Below are 255 nucleotides of genomic sequence, written 5' to 3'. Positions count from 1 at the left end.
CCGGAGATGGAAGACCTGTGAGGGTTGGAGTTGACCGGTACTAATAGGCCGAGGGCTTGACCATATGTGCTCGCGTCCACTGTGTTGGTTCTGAGGCAACAGCTGCCGGAACCCGAACCATGCATACGCGTGTGTGGTGGGTTTGCTGGGTTGTTTGTTTCATAGTGTTTCGGTGGTCATAGCGATGGGGTAACGCCCGGTTACATTCCGAACCCGGAAGCTAAGCCTGTCAGCGCCGATGGTACTGCATGCGGG

Annotated in this window: 1 rRNA gene; it reads left to right on the top strand. The window is 56.5% G+C overall.

The window, feature by feature from the left end:
- Window positions 1-168 precede the first annotated feature (168 nt).
- A 5S ribosomal RNA gene (gene rrf / locus GL263_RS29375) occupies window positions 169-255 on the top strand; the annotation flags it as partial.

This window comes from Streptomyces durbertensis (assembly GCF_014156695.1).
GTDB lineage: Bacteria > Actinomycetota > Actinomycetes > Streptomycetales > Streptomycetaceae > Streptomyces > Streptomyces durbertensis.
This window is presented reverse-complemented; position numbering and strand designations above follow the sequence as displayed.